Below are 17606 nucleotides of genomic sequence, written 5' to 3'. Positions count from 1 at the left end.
ATGATTTACTTAAAATAGTTAAAAATACTTATATATATGGATATCCAATAGTAAGTAAGTATGTATGAATTGCTATATACACAGATTATGAATCCCCAAACTAAATTAACAAATTTTAATGAATTTGCTCATACTGCCACTGTAGCATCACCACAAACATCGTTTATACCAGCACCAAACAATGATACTACATACTCAACAGCTTGGCTTGACTTACGTAAAGAACCTGTAATAATAGAAGTACCTAACACTTGATAGATGCTATTTGTGGTAAATGGTTACCTCCTGTTGTTACTAGAGTAAACTAATAAAATTTTTAATATTTAAAAGGAGTTATGTCTATGAGTAATTTCGCTTATACTGAAAAATCGAAGTTTGTTAATCCTAGATTGACAGAACATTCTAAAACAATGGAACAAAAAATTTATAAAACAGGTGAAAATGTATATAGTGCTGTTGGATTTGGATTATCTTATCCAGTTATGATTGAAGGAACTGATGGCATTATAATCATAGACCCAGCTGAAACTATAGAAATGATGGAAGAAATAATGAAGGGCTTTCGTAAAATCACTGATAAACCAGTCAAAGCAGTCATAGTTTCTCATAATCATGGTGACCATTGGGGCGGTATGAGTGTCTGTGTAAGTCAAGAACAAAGCCAAAATAAAGAAGTTTTAGTTATTGTCGATGAAACATTTATAAAACATTTCTCTCAAGCTAGTGGGGAACTACTAGATATTAGAATGGGAAGAGCTGTTTGGATGTATGGTTCTATACTTCCCAAAGGAGAACATGGCTATGTTAACTTAGGTTGTGGACCTGTTTTATCTAAAGGTTCTAATAAATTTATTACACCAAACACATTTGTATCTGTTGAAAATGGATTGAAAATTACTATATCAGGTGTTGATTTAGAGTTATTCCACTGTGAGGCTGAAACTGAAGATGCTGTATGTGTATTTTTACCTAAAGAAAAGATAATGTTTGTTGGAGATGCTGTTCAAGGCGAAATATTTCCTAACATATATACTGTTAGAGGTACTGTTCGCGATGCTAAGAAATGGTATGCAGGAATTGATAAAATTCGTAATTATCAACCACATTATTTAGTTGGAACTCATATGAGACCACTACATGGTAAAGATGAATGTACTTCTCTTCTAACAGACTATAGAGATGCTATACAGTATACTCATGACCAAACAGTTAGACTTATAAATATGGGATATACTCCTGATTATGCAATAAATGAATTAGGACAACTTCCCCCGCATCTATTTCAAAGAGAACGTTTAGGTGAATTTTATGGAACTTTTAAACAAGGCATTAAAGGTGTTTATGACCAATATATAGGCTGGTTTAATGGTGAAGCAAGTAAATTAAATCCTATTTATCCTAAAGATGCAGCTAAAAAATATATAAAAATTATGGGTGGTCGTGAAGTAATATTAACTGAAGCTAAAAAGGCTATCGATGACAAAGATTATGAATGGGCTGCAGAAATATTAAACTATCCTATCCGTATAAATAGTAACGATATGGAAGCTAGAAGTCTTAAGGCATCTGCTGTTCGTATGCTTGGATATCAAACAGAGAATGCCACTTGGCGTAATTGGTATCTAACTAGTGCAATGGCATTAGATGGAACTTTTGAACAGATAGTAAAACAAGGTGGAGCCAATGCAGGATTCCCTCCTTTTTCAAATTCATTTATAGGTCTAACATCCAAAGCTATGTTTGAATCTTTCAAAGTTAAGCTAAATGGTCCTAAAAGTTCTGCTGTTCATATGACACTACTAGCATGTGTAACTGATACTAATGAAGTGTTTAATTTAGAGTTACGTAGAGGAATTATTGAAATACATGGTCAAGATAGTGATATAGAAGCTGATGTTTCAATTGATGCTTCCAAAGAAATATGGGCAAAGCTAATAACAAAAGAAGTTAATATTATTGAAGCTATTGAAAATGGTCTAGCAAAATGTAATGAACCACAAAAAGCCCAAGATTATTTGGACTTATTTGATGAATTTACTCCATTTGTAGATATGCCATTCTGGTTACAATAATTTTAAAGTGCCTATTTTGGATTTATTATTCAAATATAGGCGCTTTGTTGTAATTTAAATTAATTTTTTAGTATCTTTGGCCTCTTACTTTGCATCTTTAGTCTTCCACTTTAAAATAAAAGCTAGAGAATACTCCCTAGTTTTTATTTAATCAGTTAAGATTCATAACTATACAACTACTTGTTGCAAATTGTATCAACTTCATATATATACCTATTAAGTATGTTTTCTAACATTTCTTGTCTCCCAGACTTATTCTTTATAGTTGACATTTGTAGTGCATAAGTTTCTAATTCCTTAAATCCAACCTTACCTTCTACTATGTCTTTACCTATACCTTCACTAAAGCTTACATATCTACCTTTAGTAAAGTTTTCAAATACTTCATCCTCTAATAATTTATGAGCTATTAATAATCCTTTTGCAAATGTATCCATTCCTGCAATATAAGCTAAAAATAAATCTTCTACTTCAAAAGATGCTCTTCTTACTTTAGAGTCAAAGTTAAATCCACCTGGTACTATTCCACCTTGCTTTAACACTTCATACATTGCAAGTGTTGCATCATATATATTTGTTGGGAATTGGTCTGTATCCCATCCTAATAATAAATCTCCTTGATTTGCATCAACACTTCCTAAAACATTGTTTATTCTAGCTATATTTAACTCATGTTGGAAAGTATGACCTGCAAGTGTTGCATGGTTTGCTTCTATATTCATTTTGAAGTATTTATCTAAATTGTACTTTCTTAAGAATCCTAAAACTGTAGCAGTATCAAAGTCATATTGATGTTTAGTAGGCTCCTTTGGCTTAGGTTCTATTAAGAATTGTCCAGTAAATCCAATTTCTTTAGCATAATCTACAGCCATTTTTAGAAATCTTGCAAAGTTATCCATTTCAAGTTCTGTATTAGTATTAAGTAAAGTTTCATAACCTTCTCTTCCACCCCAGAATACAAAGTTTTCTCCACCTAAATGCTTAGTAACTTCCATAGCCTTTTTCACTTGAGCCGCTGCATAAGCGTAAACATCAGCATTACAAGTTGTAGATGCCCCATGAACAAATCTTGGATTACCAAACATATTAGCAGTTCCCCATAACAATTTTATACCTGTCTCTTTCATTTTAAGTTTTATGTACTCAACTATTTCATCTAATATTTTATTTGTTTCAGCTAAATCTTTTCCTTCTGGAGCTATATCTCTATCATGGAAACAGAAATACTCAATTCCCATCTTAGTCATAAATTCAAATCCTGCATCAACTTTAAACTTTGCTATTTCCATTGGATTTGTCATGTTATTCCAAGGTCTATCTACTGTACCTACTCCAAATGGGTCATTACTTTCTCCACATAAAGTATGCCAGTAACTCATTGCAAACCTTAAGTGCTCTTTCATAGTCTTATCTCCTACTACTTGTTCAGGATTGTAGTATCTAAATGCTAACTCATTTTCAGAATTTATTCCTTCAAATTTTACTTGTCCTATTCCTTTAAATATTTCACTCATTTTATATCCTCCCAATGTTTTACACATATGATGTATGTAATATTTTTTATTAGTTTAAACCTGTTTTAATTATTTATCTTTAAAATTAACTGCTTCATCTAACATCTTAAAATCATCTTTTAAAGACTTGTATAATTTTTTATACAATTTGTGATATCTCTTGTACATGTCCACATTTTCATTTATTGGTTCTAACTTAGTTGAAGTTTTTATTATGACATTGCAAGCTTGTTGTATATTTTCATATATTCCTGACCCTACTAGTGCAAGAATTGCAACTCCCAATGCTGGACCTTCACTTGAGTTTATAGTATATACATCTTGATTAAACATATCTGCCTGCATCTGTCTCCAGACTTTACTTTTACCTCCTCCTCCAGAGGCTCTTACTTCATTAACGTCTATATTAAGGCTTTGTATTATATCCATACAATCTTTTAAACTGTATGAAACACCCTCCATAATTGCTCTTGCCATTTCTTTTTTAGAGTGCATTGGAGATAATCCAAAGAACACTCCTCTAGCATAAGGGTCAAGATGAGGAGTCCTCTCTCCCATCATATATGGTAAGTAAAGTAATCCATTACATCCTGATGATACCTGACTTACTTGCCCATTTATAATTTCATATACATCTTTCTCTAAAGATTTTGAAATTTCTATTTCTCTTTGACAGAAATTATCCTTAAACCATTTTAATGATAATCCTGCCCCTTGAGTAACGCCCATAACATGCCATGTATTTGGTACTGCGTGACAGAAAGTATGAACTCTACCTTCTTTATCAACTTTAGGTTCTTTTGTATATGCAAATACCACCCCTGATGTGCCAATAGTAGATGAAACTACCCCTTCTTCAACTATTCCATTTCCTATAGCTCCTGCTGCTTGGTCTCCAGCTCCACCTACAACTATTGTTCCTTCTTTAAGCCCTGTTAAGTCTGCTACCTCTTTAGTCACATACCCTGTTATTTCTTGAGATTCATAAACTTTACCTAAAAGGTTTTTATCGATATTTAACTTTTCAAGTACTTCATCACTCCAATTTCTTTTACTTATATCAAGTAACTGCATACCACTTGCATCTGATACTTCTGTAGCATACTTTCCTGTCAACTTGTATCTTATATAGTCTTTTGGAAGAAGTATTTTATTAGTATTTTTGTAAATATCAGGTTCGTTATTTCTAACCCATAATATTTTTGATGCTGTAAAGCCTGTAAGTGCTGGATTAGCAGTTATTTCAATTAATCTTTCTTTTCCCACTAAGTCAGTTATCTCTTCACATTCTTTTATTGTACGTTGGTCACACCATATTATGGAGTTTCTTAATGTATTACCTTCTTTATCTAGCATAACTAGACCATGCATCTGTCCTGATAATCCAATTCCTTTTATATATTCACTACTTATATTTGAACTTTGAATTACATGTCTTATAGATTCTACTACAGCTTTCCACCAGTCATTAGCATCCTGTTCTGCCCAGCCTGATTTCTCTTGTATAAGAGGATATTCATATGTACAGCTTTCTATAGTATTTCCTAGTTTATCAAATAAGACAGTTTTCGTACCTGATGTACCAATATCTACACCTAATACATACTCCAATTTAATCCCTCCTTGAGATAGTACTTATAATTATCGTTTTCCTATTCCAATTTTTTTATGTTTAGATATATTTTACTTGCTTTATTTTTGTTAGTATATTAAACTAACTTATGAACTAATAATAAAATATTTAATTATCTTTGTCAATGCAAAATAACCTTTTATTTTTAACTAAAAAGTATTACAATATTATTTTAAGGAGGAATATCAAATTGGTTACTGATAAATACACTATTCGAGAAATGAATGAAAGATTGGTACTTGAACAAATTATAAAAAATGGTCCTATTTCTAGAGCGAGTATCGCCTCTACCATAGGATTAAACAAAGCAACTATATCTGCTATTACCAAAAAACTTATTGATGAATCTCTAGTCCATGAAATAGGAATTGGAAATAGCACTCATAGTGGTGGAAGAAAACCCATACTTTTAGTATTTAATAAATGTGCAGGGATTTCTTTAAGTATGGATATTGGATATGACTATATATTCTCTTCTCTATCTTATTTAGATGGAACTATTATAAAGTCAAAGAATTTGACAGATATACAGATAAATAAAGATAATGTCATACAACTAATAGATGAAGTCATAAATAGTTATAATATATCCAAAATAGATACTCCTTATAATGTAATAGGATTCACTCTGGCTATACATGGAATTACTTGTGAAAATAAAATACTGTTTACTCCATATTATAATCTTAATGAGATTGATTTATATAGTATCCTTAGTGAAAAATACGACTTCCCTATTCATATAGAAAATGAGGCAAATTTAACAGCTTTAGCTGAGAGTACTTTCTCAACGATACATAGTTCATTACTTAGTCTTAGTATTCACAGTGGATTTGGTTCAGGCATTATAATAAACAATAAATTATATAATGGTAGAAATGGTATGAGCGGCGAAATTGGCCATACTATTATCATGCCTAATGGTAAACCCTGTCCTTGTGGAAACCTTGGATGTTTAGAACAATATTGTTCAGAGAAAAAAGTATTTGAGCAACTTTCTTCTTTAGAAAATATCCCTAAGATGGATTCTAATATGGTAAAACAGCTATACTATGCAAATAATCAAAATGCTAAAAAAGTTATTAAGGATTTTTGCAGTTACTTATCAATAGCTATAAATAATGCTATTGCAACCTATGCTCCTGAGATAATCTATTTAAATAGCCAAATAATTAGAGATATACCTGAGATATTACAGATTACAAAAGATATGTTAGTTAGTTCTTTTAACAAAGGTATAAATATAGAAATTTCATCATTAGGGTCTGAGGCATCTCTATATGGTGGTTCTGCTGTAAATATCAAGAGCTTTTTAAATATACAAAATTTAACTTTGATGAACGAAATAAATGATAAAATAACTACACTATAATGAGTAATCTAAAAACTAGCTTAAAAAGCTAGTTACATTTTTTAATACCTAAACGAATTCAAGCCCATTACTTATACTATAATTGTAATGGAACACTGAAAAAGGTAACTACATCTAAATCGACATTTACAACAGATGAATCACTTCATAAATCACTTTATTTAATAACTTCCAGTATTATATATAAGTGAATTCAAAGTTTTAGAACCTGACCTAAAGTATTAAATCGATTAAATATTCATCTTAATGAAATATTAGTTACAGTCATTATTAAAGTCAAAAAAATTAAGAATAGCTTTATATAGATGCTATTTTTATAAAGATGGTAATAATCTTAAATAAGGGTTATGACTACACAGCCATAACCCCTTTAAAGTATAAATTCTAAAATTAAATTTATTCTGGAGTTTACACAAGATTATTTATATTCTCTTTCTCAGAAGTTGTACATTAATTAGATATTAATATAAAGTTTCTATTCATCATCAGATAATAAACTCATTGTAGGTTCAACTATAGAAATATTGTCTTTACCTATCTTCTCTAACTTTACTGCTAATTCTTTTGCATCTGAAAAAGCTGATTCAATAACCATACCTAAATTTAACCCTGAAATGATTTTAATTCTACTATCAATACTGGCCTCTAATAAAGCAGCATTACATGGCGTTCCACCAATTAAATCCACCATTATAGTTATTTCTGAACTTTCTTTATATACTTCTAAAGCTTTTTTTAGTTTTTTTATTGTTCCTTCAATTCCATCATCCTGTTTCATATTTACAGTAGGATAATCTATAGTATCCCCTATTATCATTTTTGCAGAATTCAAAACTTCTTCAGCCATATTTCCATGACTCATTAAAATAATACTATTCACTTTAATACACCTCTCTAATTTTATAAAATATCTACAAGATAAGTTTTTTTGTCATCAGGTGTCATTATAGTTGTAATTTCAATTCCTTCATCTAGGAGTTTTCTAAATGCTTCCTTCTCTTCTTCTGTAACACTAATATTAGGTTTTAATACTGTTGTATCTTTTCTACTTGACATATTTCCTACATTTATATTATGTATTTTTAATCCTGCCTCCACAAATGGAATAAGGTCAACAGGAGACTTGACAATTAATAATACATTTTGTCCTTCATACTTCCCAGCAGTAATATTTTTTATAGCAGTTTCTTCTGTAATTATAGATGATGCTATTCCCGCAGGTGTAGCCATTCTTAGAACTTGTTTTTGAACAGAATTATTAGCTACTGCATCATTTACTACCATTAATCTTGTAACACCTAATTTATTACTCCACATAGTTGCAACTTGACCATGGATTAAACGGTCATCTATACGAATATTTTTAATGCCTTTCATTTCCATATCTAAATATCACCCTTTCCTTATTTTAAAATACCTAATGCATATAAAATTATTGAAACAACCATTACACCTAAAATTAAGTATATAGGCTTTATGTTCTTTTTAAGAGCCCAATACACAACTAAAACTAAAATTGCAGGAACTAATCCAGGCATAATTTGGTCTAATATTTCTTGACCTTTCATTGTAAAGTCGCCTTGTTGAAAGTTCAAAGCAACATTAGCTTTTACTACAGATGGTATCAATGCACCTACCACCATTAAACCTAAAATAGATGTACTTTCAGTTAAAATCTTCAAACTTTTTTCAATTGAAGATATTAGCTTAGTACCTGATGTATACCCAGCATTAAATAGTGGTATACTTAATAATTTTAACGCTACACTCACTGCAATCCATAGCAGGATTCCAAATGGACTTCCATCTATCGCCATATTAGCTGCTATTGCTCCAAAAATTGTCCATGGAATAACAACAAATAAACTATCTCCTAAACCTGCTACTGGTCCCATCAAACCTGTTTTAATTGAGGTAACAGCCTCTTCAGTGTCTTCACTTGATAATTCCTCCATAGCTACATTAATACCCAAAATATAAGGTGCAACCCATGGGTTAGTATTAAAAAATTGTAAATGATTTAATACAGCATTTTTAAGTTTTTCTGGATTATCTTTGTATACTACTTTTAGAAATGGTAGTACTGCATAACAATATGCTAAAGCTTGCATCTTCTCATAATTTGAAGAGACAGAACTAGTGAAAAACCAACGCCATAGAACACTTTTTTTAACTTTTTCATTTGATTTATTTACTGATACATTATCACTCATCTTCATCCATACCTCCTGCCACAGTATAATGTTGTGCTTGATTTTCTACATTCTTTTTGTAAATTATAAGTGCAATCGCTCCTCCAATTAAAGCTACACCTAACAATGGTACTTTCATATATACTGCTAAAACAAAACCAATTACTAAATAACTAAAATACTCCTTAGCAGGAAGGTATCTAAGTAATAATCCTATTCCTACCGCTGGAAGTAATCCTCCAGCTACTGTTAAACCACCTGTTAACCATTCAGGTGTATATTTTAAAATTGTGTTAATTAAAGAAGGTCCAAATATTACAGATAGAGCTACTGGAATACCTGTTGTAGCTGCTGTTAATAATACTCCTAACATTTGCATATATGTTATATTTTTATAATTTCCTTTTCTAGCTCCATCTTCTGCTTTATGAACTAGCCATATACCAATAGTATTTCTAAGAACATCTAACTGTACCATCAATAAAGCAACTGGGATACCTATAGAAATTCCTACAGATGCTTCTTGCTTAGTTGTAATAGTTATAAATGTAGCTACTATACTTGCTGTTTGATAATCAGGTATTGATGCTCCACCAAAGTTACTAATACCTAATGATAATAGTTGTAGTGTACCTCCAATATATAAACCTGTGTTTATATCACCTAGGATAAGACCAGTAATAAAACCTGCTGTTACTGGTTGATATGTACCAAACATTGTTGAATTTTTTTCATAGTTTATAAAAAATCCATACAGTACGATTAATAATAATTGCCATAATTGTGGCTCCATTATGATTTCACCTCTCTCAAAATATTTTTTAGTTCTTCAAAATTATGCTTAGAATTTTGCTTTAAGAAAATAGGAATTTCTTCAAGTGGGCATTCAATTTCATAAGTTTTTCCACCTTCATAACTAACCCCACTAAAGATATTCTCCCATGTATATCCTTTTGGCAAATATACTTTTCTACTTCTATCTTTATAATTCATTATTGGAGCAACCAAAATTTCATCTCCAAACATATATGTATTATCAATCTCCCAAGTTTTATCATCTTCAGGAAATTCATAAAATAGAGTTCTCATAACTGGTGTTCCCTCTTCATGAGCTTCTTTCATTAATTTTTTTAAATAACTTTTTAAACTTTCTCTAATTTTTATAAACCTTGTAAGAATTCTTTCAACCTCTTCACCATAAGACCATATCTCATTAGGAGCTCCAGTAACCATTGAACCTCCACCTTTATTTGATAATGGCTTACTGTGAGGTAGCCTATCTCCATGCATTCTCAAAATTGGTGAAAAAGTAGCATATTGGAACCATCTCACCATAAGTTCTCTAAATTCTGGGTCGTTAGGATTTCCTCCATGGAAACCTCCAATATCTGTCGTCCACCATGGTATACCTGCTAGTCCCATATTTAACCCTGTATTTACTTGATTATTAAAAGCCTCAAAACTAGAATCAATATCACCAGACCATACTAAAGCTCCATACTTTTGAGCTCCTGCCCAAGCTCCTCTTACAAGAGTTACAACTGACTCTGTATCATCATGTAAACCATGATAAATCATTTTTAAATAATCAATAGGATAAATGTTACCACAGCTTAAAACATTTCCTTTTTTGTATCTATAATTATCAAAATCATAAACAGAATATCCAGGTTCAGCTACATCTAACCAATAATAATCAATTCCCAGTTGCTTATAATTTTTATCTATTCTATCCCAAACATAGTCCCTTGCATCTCTATTTGTCATGTCTACAAATACTGTATTTCCTTGAATTTGCATTGTCATTCTGACACCACGATTAACATTGACTAAATATCCATTTTCTAAATAATCATTGTAGTTTTCTGCATCACTTTGAACTGTAGGCCATACAGATACTATTGGTTCTACTGAATACTCTTCTTTTAGTTTCCTAACTAATTCCTTAGGATTTTTCCAATAATCTAGGTCAAATTTATATTCACCTTGCTTAGGCCAATGAAAATAGTCGATTGCAATTGACGAAAGTTTAATGCCTCTTTTTGAGTATTCTTTCACAACATCCAAAACTTCCTCTGAAGTTCTATATCTTAATTTACTTTGCCATAGCCCTAATAGGTTTTCAGGCATCATAGGTACAGTTCCTGTAACTTGAGAGTAATTTTTACTTAACTCTTTTGGGCTTTCTCCACAAGTAATCCAATAATCTATAAAGTTTGTAGAAAACATCTTCCACTCTGTTATGTTCTTGGCAAAAGATACTCTTCCAATCCCTGGATTATTCCATAAAAATCCATAACCTAAGCTAGAAATATAATAAGGAACTGATATTTGAGAATTTCTTTGAGCTAACTCCAAAATGGTATTCTTTAAATCTAGAAATTCATGTTGGTATTGTCCCATCCCAAAAACCTTTTCACAAGGTTTAGACTCAAATCTAGTAGTTACTTCAAATTCTCCATTACAACTTGGTCTATATTCTCTTGATTTTAATTTAAGTGTGGAGTTAAAGTCTTTGGTAATTTCAATGGTTCCTACATCTTCTCCACCATCATCGTGTTTTACAGCTCTTAATCTAATAAATTCCTTTAACAATATTTCATTTTTATCGTTATAAAATGTAATTCTATCTCTATGGTCTAAGATAGCCTTTAATTTTCCATTTTTAATACTTACACTACCATCTTCACTCTTATCGATTTTAATATCTTCTTTATTCAACTTAGGTTTTTCATTAAGAGCATAATTTTCATCAATAAAATTTTGGTCGACAAATGACCTAATACGTAAAGAATTTTTTCCCCATGCTTCTATTCGCAGTAGTTCATTGTCAAATCTTTTTTCAATATAATCTTCAAATATTCTTACCACAGCCATCCTCCTAAATCGATAATTTAATCTTCCATTTTGATGTACTTTAAAATTAAATAACTCAGTCTAATATCTTAATTTTATATATTAAACATTGCATATAATTTATTTGTACATTAAACTAACTTACTAATAATATACTTTATTTAGTTCTCTTTGTCAATCGTTTTCCAAAATTTGATAGAATTTTCCAATTTAGTTATAGATAACAGCTTTTGTATAACCTAATACTCACAAATAAACAAATCCCTTGTTATCCTTATTGTCATCTATAACACTTATTCTTAGTTATAAAAATAAGGAATAGTTTGTCTACTATCCCTCAAAAAAATCTTAATATTCAAATTTATAATATACACCTTACCTATAATTCTAATAAATTAAAAACCATACAAATAATAAATACTTCCTATATACTTAAGCTCTATATACTTAAAGTTTATTTTAGAGACTCCATATTATTTATAGTATTTAAAATCTTGATAATGGAATATCTATTATTATTATAAATTTATTTTCATTAACTTTTATTTTTTATTGTTTGGTGGTTTAAGTGGAAGTGGTGCTGATTTATTGGTCGGTTTTTTAGTTCAGTCTGGTCAGAAGATATTTACTGCTGCATTCTTTCCAAGAATCCTTAGCAATATAGTAGACAAGCCTTTATCTTGTATTATGGTTGTGTATTTTATAAGTAAAATGCCTAAAGGTTTTATATCTCAATATAATAGAAGTACATCTAGTTCTTCTTAATAAGTTGCATATCATATCTAATTTATTAAATATTATGATAAATTTATATACATATATTTGTATAACAATATTTTCTACTTCATTTTTCATTAATTTTAATATTAATGATTCAATTATGCAATATTTGTATTAATTTAATTAAATACAATCTCTTAATATAAATTTAGATTCTAAATCTGTATTAAGTGGTTGTATTTTTATTTATTTCTAATTACCATACATATCCCTCCAAACTGCTCATTTATTCTCTTAAATATATAAAATAAAGTAAGAGGTTTATAATAAACCTCTTACTTTATTTTATATATTTATAATTAGATTTTATTAACAGTACTCCACTGCCCCTACTACTTTTCCTACACATCCACAAACTTCCATCCTACTCTTAACAAATTCTTTAACCGAATCTAGACCTTTTTTACCATATTTCTTAGGGTCAATTACCTCTGGGTCAGAATTAAGCACATCCTTAACCCCATTACTATAAGCAATCCTTAACTCTGTTGCATAATTAACCTTGCAAATCCCTCTTTTTATAGATTCTTTAATAATCTCATCTGATATCCCTGACCCACCATGTAATACTAATGGAACTGATACAACCTCTCTAATTTCAGACAATCTATCCAAATCAAGCTTTGGCTCTCCTTTATATAACCCATGTGCTGTGCCTATTGCTACTGCTAAAGATGATACCCCTGTTCTTTCTACAAATTCTTTTGCTTGTAGTGGGTCTGTATATGCTCCACCATCACCACCATCCAAATCGTCTTCCTTACCTCCAACTTTACCTAATTCAGCTTCAACAGGTATATCTGAAGGTGTACATGCATCTACAACAGCTTTAGATACTGATATATTATCTTCGTAACTTTCATGAGAACCATCAATCATAATAGAAGTATATCCAACTCTAAGTGCCTGCATTGCTAGCCCAAAACTTGAACCATGGTCTAAGTGCATAGCAACAGGAATACTTGCCTTCTCTGATGCAACCTTTACATTTGCTAAATAATAATCCAATCCTGCATACTTTATTGTTGAAGGTGTTGTCTGTAGTATTACAGGTGATTTAAGTTCTTCAGCAGCTTCTATTACTGCCATAACCATCTCCATATTTTCAACATTAAATGCTCCTACTGCATAATGCCCTTCTTGTGCATCTAATAATATTTGTTTAGTTGTCACTAATGCCATAATTCATCCTCCTATATATTTATAATGATTTAATTTCTTCATTATTTAATTTTGATACTATTTCTATGCTTGTCTTACTATTTATTAACTCATTTAAAAATTCTTCGTCCATTAGTTTTGCAGATAGTTGAGACAATGTCTTTAAATGTAAATTATCACCATTGTCTGTAGCTGCTATCATAAATATAAGATGTACTGGGCTTCCATCCTCTGATTTAAAATCAAACCCTTCTTTTGATACACCAACTGCTACTCGTGGTACTTTTACTGCATCTGTTTTTGCGTGTGGTATCGCTATGCCCATACCAAAACCTGTAGATGATATTTCTTCTCTCTTATGAATTTCTTCTTTAAATTTATTTTTATCTAAAAGAACACCTGATTTATCAAGTATTTCAACCATTTCATCAATTACATCTGTTTTACTTTTTCCTTTAACATCTAAAACTACTGTTTCTTCGTTATACAAAGAGACTTTATTAGATACGTTTTCCGATTTTGTAATTTCCTTTTTATATTCATTTTTAATTTCATCTGTATTTTCTGTAGTATTATTGTTATTTACTACCTTAGGTGTAACTATCATATAAAGTATTGCTCCTACTAATGAACCTGCAAGTATACATCCTACCCATAAAAGCGGCTTATTTACTAGTCCTAAGACTAAAAATCCTCCATGTGGAGCTGGTACTTCTATTTTCATTATGTAAGTTAAAATCGCTGATATTGATGACCCAATCATAAGTACTGGCAACACTTTCAGTGGATTCTTTGCCGCGAAAGGTATCGCTCCTTCTGTTATATGAGTACTACCTAGTATATAATTAATTAATCCTGCCGCTCTGTCTTCTTCTGTAAATCTATTTTTAAATAAAGTAGATGCTATAGCTATTACTAATGGTGGTGTTATACAAGCTGCAGATACACCTGCCATAAATAAGTAGTTTCCTTGACCTAGAAGCATAGTTCCAGTCACATATGCTGCTTTATTTACTGGACCTCCCATATCAAATGCTGACATACATCCTATTACTAATCCTAGGATTATAGGACTTGAGTTCTGTAACCCTGAAAGGAAATTCATCATAGCATTGTTAAGAGCTGAACATGGTCCCCCAAGTAACAACATAGATATACCAACAACACCCACACTGACTATAGGAATTATAAAAATAGATTTAAGTCCTTCTAACTGTCTTGGTAATTTTCTCAATAAGTACACAAATAATTTAACTGCATAACCTGCCAAAAATCCCGATATAATTCCACCTAAGAACCCTGAACCTGTGTCAAACGATATCATTCCTCCAACAAGCCCTGCCAACATACCAGGTCTACCTGATACAGATTGAGCTATAAACGCCGCTAATACAGGAACCATCAAATTCATAGAATATCCACCAACAGATTTTAATGTAGCTGCTATCTGATTATACTGTTCTGAATTTGGGTCAAATGAGTAAATCCCCCACAAAAATGATATAGCAGTTAGCACTCCGCCTGCTACTACTAAAGGTAGCATATGAGATACTCCATTCATTAAGTCTTTATATAGTTTTTGACCAAACGATAAATTCCCTTCTTCTGTAAATTTGCTACTTGATGTATTTCCCTTTCTAACTGCTACTTTACCATCAATACACTTTTGTATAAGCTCACTAGCTTTGTGTATACCTTCTTTTACAGGCACCTCTATTACTGGTTTTCCATTAAATCTATCCATATCAACGTTTTTATCACAAGCAACTATTATTGCATCTGCCATTTCGATATCTTTTGCTGTTAATTTATTCTCTACTCCTATGGCTCCATTTGTTTCAACTTTTATATCACATCCTAATTCTTTAGCTGATTTTTTTAATGCTTCTTCTGCCATAAATGTATGTGCAATTCCAGTTGGACAACCTGTTACCCCAAGGATTATCTTTCTCCCCATTTTTATACCACCTTTCTGACTTTTATATTTTTTATGTACTCTTCTACATTCGCCAAACTACCGATACCATTACTTTCAGCCACACTTGCACCCGTTGCAGCAGACCTTTTCAATGCTTCTTCAATATCTTCTGGATTTTCCAACCATATACTTAAAAATGCAGCTAATGCAGAATCACCAGCACATGCAGAGCTAACAACTGTAACTGGTTGAGCACTAGCATAATAAATTGCTTCTCCATTGTAAAAATAAGAACCTTTTTCTCCTAAAGTTAGTAATATATTTTGAGCTCCTTTCAAATGTAGTAACTTAAGCACATCCTTAATGTCCTCTTCATCTCTTACAATAATTCCAAATATATCTTTGATTTCTTCATCATTTGGTTTTATCAAGTATGGATTATATTCTAATAACTCCTTTAATTTCGGTGAACTTATATCAAGTATTGTTTTTATATTTTTATTTTTACAAATCTCAAATATATCTTCATAGTAATTATCATCAATACCAGGTGGTAAACTTCCACTTATTGACAAGTAATTTATATCTTCTAATGACTCTATCTTCTCTATCATTTCTAGCTTTTGCTTTGCATTTACATATGACCCAGAGTTTACAAATTTAAACTCATCATTTCCATCATTTAAAAATATATTTATACGAGTAGTATCTTCTACCCAGGTAGGTAGTACATCAAACCCTTTCTTTTCACTTTCTTCAACTATATATTTTCCTGAGAATCCTCCAAAAAAACCTAATATCTTGGACTCTATACCATAATAACCTAGTACAAATGTCACATTTAAACCTTTTCCATTAGGAGAATATGTAGCATTTGATGTACGATTTACTAATTTACTTTTTATACCGTTAGTAGATATGTTCATATCTATTGCTGGATTCGTGGTTAATGTATATATCATTGTCTTCCCCCTTGCTTCTGCTGTGTATGTTTTCATTATAATAAAAAAGTCTATGAAAATCTTTTCATAAAAAGAAAATAGATTTTCATAGACTTTTTCAATTTAATTTTCAGAATTATTATATTTGACCATATAATCTATAATTATCCTAGATATAATGTACAATGGTAACCTAGATGACACTTCATACTCAGAGATTGAGATATGATAATGTTTATATCCTACAATATATAAATCAGAATAGTTTATAAGTTTTGCATTTTCACTACAACAACATGTTATAACTTTGGCTCCACTTAAATTGGCATTTTGTGCTGATTCTACAAGTTCTTTAGTGTTTCCATTCAACGAAAATATGATTATAAGTTCATCTTCTTTCATTGATTTAGATTTTATTTTCATTATATTAGGGTCATTTATAAAAAACACATTAAAATCAAGTAATTGTAACTTAAGGCTAAACTCTTTTGCTACATATTCAGTAAGACCTCTTGCTAAGACGTATATCTTACTAGATTCATTTATAGTTTTTATTATATTAATTAGTGTAGTTAAGGATATTTGTTCTATAACTCGTTGTGCTTCTATAAAAGACTTGTTTATTATATCCCCCATATTGTGTATATCATTATTTTCATCTTTTACTGTCAACCTGTATCTAAGTTCATTAAATCCATTTAGGCCACATTTTCTAATTGCTCTTGAAACAGTTGCTGGAGACGAATATGTTTCATGAGCAATCTCTACTATGGACAATTCTGATAATATTGACTCATTTTGATTTATAAATTTAATTATTTCCATTTCCGTTTTCGTTAGATTTTCAGAATTTCTTTTGTTTAACTCAATTATCATATTTTCGCTCTCCTTGTATATACTTTTATTTGTCTAAATTTATCACATATTATAATATATTACCTCTTAACTACTTATTTTTATACACAATTATGATTTAGTCAATGTCTATAAATATAAATTTAGAATATTATAGTTCTGTACTTTAATTTATTCTGTTATTACTAGGTTATTTTGCAATAAAAAAGTAATTAATCAATCACTAAGATTGAGTGATTACAAATTTTTTAGCCTGCAAGTAGCTTATTATGAATATTTAAAATTATTTTCAATATGGATTAATATATCCTC

15 protein-coding genes are annotated in these 17606 nt (G+C 30.5%); 4 read left to right on the top strand and 11 right to left on the bottom strand.

Annotated features, from left to right (window positions below; all coding sequences use genetic code 11):
• Window positions 1–87: 87 nt before the first annotated feature.
• A complete protein-coding gene (locus tag IC213_RS07135) occupies window positions 88–255 on the top strand; it encodes a DUF1254 domain-containing protein (RefSeq protein ID WP_227862919.1) in 168 nt (55 codons plus the stop codon).
• Window positions 256–341: 86 nt separating this feature from the next.
• Window positions 342–2072, top strand: coding sequence for an alkyl sulfatase dimerization domain-containing protein (locus IC213_RS07130; protein WP_227862918.1), 1731 nt, complete (start codon window positions 342–344; stop codon window positions 2070–2072).
• 176 nt (window positions 2073–2248) lie between these two features.
• Here IC213_RS07130 and xylA read toward each other — a convergent pair whose 3' ends face one another.
• Window positions 2249–3586, bottom strand: a complete 1338-nt coding sequence (gene xylA, locus IC213_RS07125; RefSeq protein ID WP_227862917.1) for a xylose isomerase — start codon at window positions 3584–3586, stop codon at window positions 2249–2251.
• Window positions 3587–3655: 69 nt separating this feature from the next.
• The gene (gene xylB, locus IC213_RS07120; protein WP_413927174.1) at window positions 3656–5203 is read right to left on the bottom strand and encodes a xylulokinase; all 1548 of its coding nucleotides are present in this window, start codon (window positions 5201–5203) and stop codon (window positions 3656–3658) included.
• 206 nt (window positions 5204–5409) lie between these two features.
• On the opposite strand from xylB, the gene IC213_RS07115 reads away from it, so the two are divergent.
• Window positions 5410–6591: an ROK family transcriptional regulator gene (locus tag IC213_RS07115; protein ID WP_227481969.1), complete on the top strand. Its 1182-nt coding sequence runs from the start codon at window positions 5410–5412 to the stop codon at window positions 6589–6591.
• A gap of 475 nt (window positions 6592–7066) precedes the next feature.
• Here IC213_RS07115 and IC213_RS07110 read toward each other — a convergent pair whose 3' ends face one another.
• The 5 genes from IC213_RS07110 to IC213_RS07090 are packed head-to-tail and all read right to left on the bottom strand — an operon-like array spanning window position 7067 to window position 11660.
• A complete protein-coding gene (locus tag IC213_RS07110) occupies window positions 7067–7471 on the bottom strand; it encodes a PTS sugar transporter subunit IIA (protein ID WP_227862916.1) in 405 nt (134 codons plus the stop codon).
• Between the two features lie 20 nt (window positions 7472–7491).
• Window positions 7492–7974: a PTS sugar transporter subunit IIB gene (locus tag IC213_RS07105; protein ID WP_227481967.1), complete on the bottom strand. Its 483-nt coding sequence runs from the start codon at window positions 7972–7974 to the stop codon at window positions 7492–7494.
• Window positions 7975–7994: 20 nt separating this feature from the next.
• A complete protein-coding gene (locus IC213_RS07100; RefSeq protein WP_227835629.1) occupies window positions 7995–8810 on the bottom strand; it encodes a PTS system mannose/fructose/sorbose family transporter subunit IID in 816 nt (271 codons plus the stop codon).
• Window positions 8797–9576 (bottom strand): PTS mannose/fructose/sorbose/N-acetylgalactosamine transporter subunit IIC, encoded by a 780-nt coding sequence (locus IC213_RS07095; RefSeq protein WP_227481965.1) that lies wholly within the window; start codon window positions 9574–9576, stop codon window positions 8797–8799. Before IC213_RS07095 ends, IC213_RS07100 begins: the two co-directional genes overlap by 14 nt.
• Window positions 9576–11660 carry a TIM-barrel domain-containing protein gene (locus tag IC213_RS07090; RefSeq protein WP_255619062.1) on the bottom strand — a complete coding sequence of 695 codons (2085 nt, stop codon included), beginning with the start codon at window positions 11658–11660 and terminating at the stop codon, window positions 9576–9578. The genes IC213_RS07095 and IC213_RS07090 overlap by 1 nt, the downstream gene beginning before the upstream one ends.
• A gap of 531 nt (window positions 11661–12191) precedes the next feature.
• On the opposite strand from IC213_RS07090, the gene IC213_RS07085 reads away from it, so the two are divergent.
• Window positions 12192–12404 (top strand): hypothetical protein, encoded by a 213-nt coding sequence (locus IC213_RS07085; protein ID WP_227845992.1) that lies wholly within the window; start codon window positions 12192–12194, stop codon window positions 12402–12404.
• A gap of 324 nt (window positions 12405–12728) precedes the next feature.
• On the opposite strand, the gene gatY is transcribed toward IC213_RS07085, so the two are convergent.
• The 4 genes from gatY to IC213_RS07065 all read right to left on the bottom strand — a co-directional run bounded on the left by gatY (window position 12729) and on the right by IC213_RS07065 (window position 17315).
• A complete protein-coding gene (gene gatY, locus IC213_RS07080) occupies window positions 12729–13601 on the bottom strand; it encodes a tagatose-bisphosphate aldolase subunit GatY (protein ID WP_227862914.1) in 873 nt (290 codons plus the stop codon).
• Window positions 13602–13620: 19 nt separating this feature from the next.
• Window positions 13621–15537 (bottom strand): PTS fructose transporter subunit IIABC, encoded by a 1917-nt coding sequence (locus IC213_RS07075; protein WP_227862913.1) that lies wholly within the window; start codon window positions 15535–15537, stop codon window positions 13621–13623.
• A 2-nt stretch (window positions 15538–15539) separates the two neighbouring features.
• Window positions 15540–16460, bottom strand: coding sequence for a 1-phosphofructokinase family hexose kinase (locus tag IC213_RS07070; RefSeq protein ID WP_227835162.1), 921 nt, complete (start codon window positions 16458–16460; stop codon window positions 15540–15542).
• A gap of 102 nt (window positions 16461–16562) precedes the next feature.
• Complete coding sequence (locus IC213_RS07065) at window positions 16563–17315, bottom strand: MurR/RpiR family transcriptional regulator (RefSeq protein WP_227851227.1); 753 nt, start codon at window positions 17313–17315, stop codon at window positions 16563–16565.
• Window positions 17316–17606: the final 291 nt, after the last annotated feature.

The sequence above is a fragment of the Clostridioides sp. ES-S-0049-02 genome (assembly GCF_020658465.1).
In the GTDB taxonomy this organism is placed as follows: domain Bacteria; phylum Bacillota; class Clostridia; order Peptostreptococcales; family Peptostreptococcaceae; genus Clostridioides.
Note: the sequence above shows the minus strand (reverse complement) of the source record. Positions and strands in the feature narration are given on the sequence as shown.

What these genes read in the sequence shown, in the direction of transcription:
- IC213_RS07135 (WP_227862919.1), top strand. Translation starts at nt 88, where the DNA reads ATGAATCCCCAAACTAAATTAACAAATTTTAATGAATTTGCTCATACT.
- gatY (WP_227862914.1), bottom strand. Translation starts at nt 13,601, where the DNA reads ATGGCATTAGTGACAACTAAACAAATATTATTAGATGCACAAGAAGGG.
- IC213_RS07130 (WP_227862918.1), top strand. Translation starts at nt 342, where the DNA reads ATGAGTAATTTCGCTTATACTGAAAAATCGAAGTTTGTTAATCCTAGA.
- IC213_RS07090 (WP_255619062.1), bottom strand. Translation starts at nt 11,660, where the DNA reads ATGGCTGTGGTAAGAATATTTGAAGATTATATTGAAAAAAGATTTGAC.
- IC213_RS07095 (WP_227481965.1), bottom strand. Translation starts at nt 9,576, where the DNA reads ATGGAGCCACAATTATGGCAATTATTATTAATCGTACTGTATGGATTT.
- IC213_RS07065 (WP_227851227.1), bottom strand. Translation starts at nt 17,315, where the DNA reads ATGATAATTGAGTTAAACAAAAGAAATTCTGAAAATCTAACGAAAACG.
- xylA (WP_227862917.1), bottom strand. Translation starts at nt 3,586, where the DNA reads ATGAGTGAAATATTTAAAGGAATAGGACAAGTAAAATTTGAAGGAATA.
- IC213_RS07105 (WP_227481967.1), bottom strand. Translation starts at nt 7,974, where the DNA reads ATGGAAATGAAAGGCATTAAAAATATTCGTATAGATGACCGTTTAATC.
- IC213_RS07070 (WP_227835162.1), bottom strand. Translation starts at nt 16,460, where the DNA reads ATGATATATACATTAACCACGAATCCAGCAATAGATATGAACATATCT.
- IC213_RS07100 (WP_227835629.1), bottom strand. Translation starts at nt 8,810, where the DNA reads ATGAAGATGAGTGATAATGTATCAGTAAATAAATCAAATGAAAAAGTT.
- IC213_RS07075 (WP_227862913.1), bottom strand. Translation starts at nt 15,537, where the DNA reads ATGGGGAGAAAGATAATCCTTGGGGTAACAGGTTGTCCAACTGGAATT.